This is a genomic window from Actinokineospora inagensis DSM 44258, assembly GCF_000482865.1.
In the GTDB taxonomy this organism is placed as follows: domain Bacteria; phylum Actinomycetota; class Actinomycetes; order Mycobacteriales; family Pseudonocardiaceae; genus Actinokineospora; species Actinokineospora inagensis.
This window is the reverse complement of record NZ_AXWW01000007.1, coordinates 195,846-202,785: the sequence shown is the minus strand read 5'-3', so window position 1 is coordinate 202,785 and position 6,940 is coordinate 195,846. Positions and strand designations below refer to the sequence as shown.

Below are 6,940 nucleotides of genomic sequence, written 5' to 3'. Positions count from 1 at the left end.
CGGCGACGCCGGCCTCGGGCGCCAGATTTTGCGGGCTGTGCCCGCTGGGGTGAAGTTGTTTTGTTTGGGGCCCCTAGCGGCAGCCTGGGTAAGGCTAAAAGGCGGGGCCACTGGAAAGCCGTGGCCTTCCCCGCCTGCCGGCTTAGGCCACCGCTCCCCCCAAACAAAACAACTTCACCCCAGCGGGCGGTTGGCATCGGCGGGTTTCGAGGCGCGCGGGGCGGGTTGGCGGCCTTCGTCGATGGGGGTCGGGTCTGTTTTGAGGCGCGTGGGGTGGGGGTGGAGGGTGGCGCTTCATCGATGGGGGCCGAGTTTGTTTTGAGGCGCTGTGGGGTGGGGTGGCGCTTCGTCGATATGGGCTGGCTTGTTTGGGGCGCGGGGGGTGGGGTGGCGCTTCGTCGATAGGGTGGGGGTTTTGAGGCGCGTGGGGTAAGTGTGTTGTGGTGCTTCGTCGGTGGGGGGGTGGATTGTGAAACGCCCGGCCAGGGGGTGTTCTGGCCGGGCGTTTTCTGTGTGTGTGTGTCTGGGGGTTAGGCGCGCTGGAGTTCTGGTTCTGGGTGGGGGTGGGGGGCGTGTTTGGCGGCGCGTTTGGTGCGGCGGCGTTCTTTGGAGTTTTCGACCATGGTGTAGAGGGTGGGGACTAGGACGAGGGTCAGCAGGGTGGAGCTGACCAGGCCGCCGATGACGACCAGGGCCAAGGGCTTGCCGATGAAGCCGCCTTCGCCGGTGACGCCGGAGGCCATGGGGAGGAGGGCGAAGATGGTGGCGGCGGCGGTCATCAGGATGGGGCGGAGGCGGCGGCGGCCGCCCTCGATGACGGCGTCGCGGACGGACATGCCGTCGGCGCGGTATTGGTTGATGAGGTCGATCAGCACGATGGCGTTGGTGACGACGATGCCGACCAGCATCAGCATGCCGATGAGTGACGGTAGGCCGAGGGGGGTGCCGGTGGCCAGGAGGAGGCCGATGGCGCCGGTCGCGGCGAACGGGATGGACACCAGGAGGATCAGCGGCTGCACCAGGCTGCGGAACGTGGCCACCATGATCAGGAAGACGATGGCGATCGCGGCGAGCAGGGCGAGGCCGAGGTTGGCGAAGGTGTCGGCCTGGTCGGCGCTGACACCGCCGATCTTGTACTGGGCGCCTCCGGTCAGTGTGACCTTGTCCAAGCGGTCGGTCATGTCCTTGGTGACGGCGCCGAGGTCGGAGGAGCTGGTCTTGGCGGTGAGGGTGGTGCTGCGGTCGCCGTCGGTGCGGGTGACCTGGACGGCGCCGTCCACTGTGGAGACCTGGGCGACGTCGCCGAGGGTGACCCGGCCGGTGGGGCTGGGCAGGGGCAGCGCCTTGAGGGCGGCGACGTCGGTGGGGGCGGCGCCGGTGCGCAGCACGATCTCCTGGCGGGTGCCGCCGATGGGCAGCTCGGCGACCTGGGTGCCGTGCAGCGCCTGGGTGGCGAGCTGGGTGACGGTCTGCGCGTTGAGGCCCTTGGCGGCGGCGGCCTTCTGGTCGACCACGATCGACACCCGCGGGGTGCTCTTGGCCAGGTCGCTGGTGACGTCGGTCAGGCCGGGGGTGCCCGCCATGGTGTCCTGCACGGTTTTGGCGGCCGCGGCGAGGCCGGTGGCGTCCGGGGCGGTGACGGTGACCTCGATCGAGCCGGACGAGCCGGTGGCCGAGTCGGAGCCGGTGTCCAGGGTGCCCGCGTCGGTGCCCAGCCGGTCCTTGACGCCCTTGAGGACGGCGTTCTTGTCGGCCTTCTCCTTGAGCGTGGCGTCGACGGTCGTGTCGCCGCCGCCACCGACGCCGAAGCCCGCCAGGGAGTTGTCGGTGCCGACGGTGACCTGGTAGACCTCGATCTCCGGGGTGGCGGCCAGCACGGCCTCCAGCTTCTTGGCCGCCGCGTCGCGGGCGGTCAGGCTGGTGCCCGGCGGCAACTCCTGGGTCATCCGGACCGAGGTGCCGCCGCTGTCGTCCAGGAAGTTGGTCTCCAGCTTGGACGCCAAGCCCATGGTCAGCACGAAGATGACCAGCGCCACCACCAGGGTGACCCACCGGCGCTTGGTCGCGAACCGCAGCACCGGCACGTACATGCGCTGCAGCGGGCTACGCCGCTCCTTGTCCAGTGCCGCCTGCAACTCGCGCTCGGCGGTGGCCGGGTCGGCGGACACGGTGGGGCGCTTGAGGAACCAGTACGCCAGCACCGGGACCACCGTCAGCGACACCAGCAGCGACGCGATGAGCGCGACCGTGACAGTGAGCGAGAACGGGCCGAACAGCTCGCCCGCGATACCGCCGACGAACGCGATCGGCAGGAAGACCGCGACGGTGGTCAGGGTGGACGCGGTGACCGCGCCCGCGACCTCCTTGGTGCCGTCGAGGACCGCGCGCAGCTTCTCCTCGCCGTACTCCATGTGCCGCTTGATGTTCTCCAGCACCACGATCGCGTCGTCGACCACCCGCCCGATGGCGATGGTGAGCGCGCCCAGGGTGAGCATGTTCAGCGACAGCTTGCCGGTCCACATCACCAGTAGCGCCACCAGGACCGACAGCGGGATGGACACCGCGGTCACCAGGGTGGAGCGGATGGACAGCAGGAACAGCAGGATCACCAGGACGGCGAAGGCGAGGCCCAGCATGCCCTCGGTGGTCAGGCCGGAGATCGCCTTCTCCACCTCGGGGCCCTGCGCGTACACGACGGTCAGCGTGGTCTGCGCGGCGCGGCCCATGTCGGCCAGCTTGTCGTTGACCGCCTTGGAGATCTCGACCGCGTTGCCGTCACGGGTCATGGTGACGACCACGCCCAGGGTCGGCTTCCCGTCGGTGCGGGTGATCACGGTGGCGGGCGCGAGTCCGGACTGGACGGTGGCGACGTCGCCGAGCGTGACCGGCTTGCCCTGCCCGGGAAGGACGAGCGTGCGCAGGTCGTCCACACTGGTCAGTGGGCCACCGACCTGGACGGTCAGCGACTTGTCCCCCTGGGCCACCGAACCGGCCGGAACCGTGGCACCGGCGGCGGACAGCGTGCCGGCGAGCGCGGTGGGTTCGACCCCGGCGGCGGTCAGCTTCGCGTAGTCGACGGTGACGGTCACCTGCTGGGTGCGGGAACCGCTGACGGTCGCCTCGCGCACCCCGCCGATGGCCTGCAGCGTCGGCACGACCTCGGCGTTGAGCCGCTGGGCGGCGGCGACCTCGTCGTCACCGGTGGTCGCGGCGAGCACCACCACCGGGATGTCGTCGGTGCTGCCCTGCAACACGGTCGGCTCGACGTTCTGCGGCAACTGCGGGCGCAGCCGGTTGACCACCTGCTGCAACTGGCTGACCGCGGTGTCCATGTTCGTGCCGTAGACGAACTGGACCTGCACGGTCGCCGTGCTCTCCGCGGACTGGGTGGTGATCTTCTCCACACCCTGGATGCCGCGCGCGGCCGACGAGATCGGCTCGGCGATCTGGTCGTCCACCACGTCCGGCGCCGCGCCGGGATAACTGGCCACGACCACGGCGCCGGGTAGCTGGATCGACGGCAGGAGTTGTTGTTTCAGCGACGGCAGCGCGATGGCGCCGAAGCCGATGATGATCAGGCTGAGCAGGCCAACCAGGCCCCGATTGCCCAGGCTGAGTCGTGCCAGCACGGACATCTGCGTGTTCCCCTCGAAGTACGGTCACCGGCTCCCCCGAGCGCGGCACACGCCCCTTCACCGGTGGAATCGGGGAAAGCCTGGCACAACAACCCTGAGAACCGATTCAGCCCTGAGACCGAGCCGGTGGTCATTCCCCAGTATGACCCTGGCCCGGGTCCGGTCCCGATCCCACGACCGGGTGGCGTCGCCGGGCGGTCAGTCCGTCCGCTCCTCGTGCCGCCCACCGTCCACTTGGTGTTCACCGGCCGGATCTGTTCCACCGCCGCCGGAATCGGCACCCGTGTCGTGCTCGCCGGTGCGGTCGCGGCCCGCGGCGCGCTCCATCTCCAGGCGCCGCCAACGCCTGCGCTGCCGCTTGGTCATCTTGGCCGGGTACACCTCTTGGATCGCCGCGTTGAAGTACGCGCCGATGACCACGGCGAGACCGATGAAGAACGCGAAGAGGAGGAAGGCGATCGGTGTCGCCAAGGCGCCGTAGGTGTAACCGGTGGTGGTGATCCATCCGATATAGAGGCGCAAACCGATGCTGGACAGCACGAACACGACCATGGCCAGTACCGCGCCCGGTAAGCCCCTGTGCCACGGCAGTTTCCTCGGCAGCGCCAACTTGTACAGGGTGGCCAGCGCGAGGACGAGCAGGATGGCGACCACCGGGTAGTACGCGATGCCGACCCACGTGGTGATGGTCGGCCGCCACGACACCGGGAACAGGTTGGGCAGCAGGTCCGGGCCGAGGGCGAGCACCGGGAGCCCGATGATGAGCAGCACCAGGCTGGCCATGTACAGCAGCAGCGCGAAGATCCGCTGCCACACCTCGTGTCGGACCCCGTACTGACCGTGTGCGACGGTGATCGCGTCGACGAACGACGACATCGCCGACGACCCGGCCCACAGCGAGATGAGGAAGCCCACCGAGACGATCTCGCCGCGCCCGACGGTCAGGATGTCCGACACGGTCGGCTGGATGATCTGCGTCACCACGTTCCCGCTGAACGCCTTGCGGGAGAGGTCGATGATGTCCGACTCGACCGCGTTGACCACGTCCTGGCCGAACCACTCGGCGACGAAACCGAGGCTGCCGAGCAGACCGAGCAGCAGCGGCGGCAGCGACAGGACCTGCCAGAACGCCGCCTCGGCCGCCTCGGAGAACAGGTTGCCCCCCCACGCCTTGGACAGGGTGCGCGCGACCAGCCGGGACGGCCCCCGGCGCGGCGTCGGCGGACCGGGGCTGCCGTCGCGGCCGTCCTGGGGTCCTGGCTGCGCGGTCATACCACCCCAGCATGGTCCATGACCGGGCGTCCGGCTTGATCGTGCGGCGGTTCGCGTCCGGCGTGTCGCGGGCTGCGGCGATCTTGGGCCGTCGGGCGGTATCCTCACGGTCGCCCTCAACCGGGTTCCGGCGCCACGTGGCGCCACGCCGCTGGGGGCATCGGCATGTCTGGGACTCGGCAGCCCCGGTGACCAGGACGTGCCCGCGTCCCGCGCCGGTGCAGGCGGGCGATGGCCCGCCCGGCAGGCGGGACGGCAGAGCGACTGGAGAGGAGCTGGGGCATCCCGTGACCCGGGCCGAGGTGCAACCGGAGCCGCAGGCGCAGTCGGCGGCCCGCCCGCTGCGGGCCTGGCAGCGGCGCGCGCTGACCAGGTACCTGACCGCGCGGCCGAAGGACTTCCTCGCGGTGGCGACGCCGGGCGCGGGCAAGACGGTGTTCGGGCTGCGGGTGGCCAGCGAGCTGCTGGCGGACCGGACGGTGGAGTACCTGACCATCGTGGCGCCGACCGAGCACCTCAAGCACCAGTGGGCGGCGTCGGCGACCGCGGCGGGCATCCCGATCGACTCGAACTTCACCAACTCGATGGGCGCGACCTCGCGCGACTTCCGCGGCGTCGCGGTGACGTACGCGCAGGTCGCGGCGCACCCGAGCCTGCACAGGGTGCGCACCGAGCAGCGCAAGACGCTGGTGATCCTGGACGAGGTCCACCACGGCGGTGACGCCAAGAGCTGGGGTGAGGCCGTCCGCGAGGCGTTCACCCCGGCGACCCGGCGGCTGGCGCTCACCGGGACCCCGTTCCGCAGCGACGACTCGCCGATCCCGTTCGTGGAGTACGAGCCGGACGGCGAGGGGTTCATGCGCAGCCGCGCCGACCACACGTACGGCTATGCGGACGCGCTGCGCGACGGCGTGGTCCGGCCGGTGATCTTCCTCGCGTACTCCGGTGAAGCGAGCTGGCGGACCAGCGCCGGTGAGGAGTTCACCGCGCGGCTGGGCGAGCCGTTGACCGCGGAGCAGACGGCCCGCGCGTGGCGCACCGCGCTGGACCCGTCCGGCGAGTGGATCCCGTCGGTGCTGGGGGCGGCCGACACCCGGTTGACGCAGGTGCGCCAGCACGTCCCGGACGCGGGTGGCCTGGTCATCGCGTCCGACCACGTGTCGGCGAAGGCGTACGCGAAGATCCTGGAGACGGCGACCGGCGAGGCGCCGACCCTGGTCCTGTCCGACGACCCGAAGGCGTCCGGCCGCATCCAGGAGTTCACCGACTCCGACTCCCGCTGGCTGGTGGCGGTCCGCATGGTGAGCGAGGGTGTGGACGTGCCCCGGCTCGCCGTGGGCGTGTACGCGACCAGCGCGTCGACCCCGTTGTTCTTCGCCCAGGCCATCGGCCGTTACGTGCGTGCCAGACGCCCCGGGGAGACGGCGAGCGTGTTCGTGCCGTCGGTCCCGGTGCTGCTGGACCTGGCGAGCCAGCTCGAGGCGGAGCGTGACCACGTCCTCGGCAAGCCGCACCGGGAAAAGGAGGGGTGGGACGACGAGCTCGTCGCCGACGCCAACCGCACCAAGGACGAGCTGGGCGAAGAGGAGAAGGCGTTCACCGCGCTGGGAGCCTCCGCCGAGCTCGACCAGGTCATCTTCGACGGCTCCTCCTTCGGCACAACGGCGATGGCGGGGACGGCGGAGGAAGAGGAATACCTGGGCCTACCGGGCCTGTTGGAACCGGACCAGGTACGCGCCCTGTTGCGACAGCGCCAAGACCAGCAACTGGCCGACCGGTCCAAGAGGGCCGCGGACAAGGAGCCGGAGCCCGCTCCGATAGCCCGCCCGCAGTCGGTTCAGGAACGGCTGGCGACGCTGCGCAAAGAGCTGAACGCCCTGGTCGGCATGGCTCACCACCGCACCGGCAAACCCCACGGCATGATCCACGGCGAACTCCGCCGCGCCTGCGGTGGCCCCCCGACCGCGCTGGCCACGGTCGAACAGCTCGAGGAACGCATCGCGACCCTGCGGTCATGGTGACCGGACTGGCCC

The 6,940-nt window shown here is 70.4% G+C and carries 3 protein-coding genes; 1 reads left to right on the top strand and 2 read right to left on the bottom strand.

Annotated features, from left to right (window positions below; genetic code table 11):
• Positions 1 to 530: 530 nt before the first annotated feature.
• Both H504_RS0103080 and H504_RS33030 read right to left on the bottom strand, forming a co-directional pair.
• On the bottom strand, positions 531 to 3,635 hold the full coding sequence (locus H504_RS0103080; protein ID WP_026421573.1) for an efflux RND transporter permease subunit: 3,105 nt from the start codon (positions 3,633 to 3,635) through the stop codon (positions 531 to 533).
• A gap of 198 nt (positions 3,636 to 3,833) precedes the next feature.
• Positions 3,834 to 4,907: a YihY/virulence factor BrkB family protein gene (locus tag H504_RS33030; protein ID WP_245614049.1), complete on the bottom strand. Its 1,074-nt coding sequence runs from the start codon at positions 4,905 to 4,907 to the stop codon at positions 3,834 to 3,836.
• A 287-nt stretch (positions 4,908 to 5,194) separates the two neighbouring features.
• Between H504_RS33030 and H504_RS0103070 the strand changes: the two genes are divergently transcribed.
• Positions 5,195 to 6,928 (top strand): DEAD/DEAH box helicase, encoded by a 1,734-nt coding sequence (locus tag H504_RS0103070; RefSeq protein WP_026421572.1) that lies wholly within the window; start codon positions 5,195 to 5,197, stop codon positions 6,926 to 6,928.
• The last annotated feature ends 12 nt before the right edge of the window (positions 6,929 to 6,940 follow it).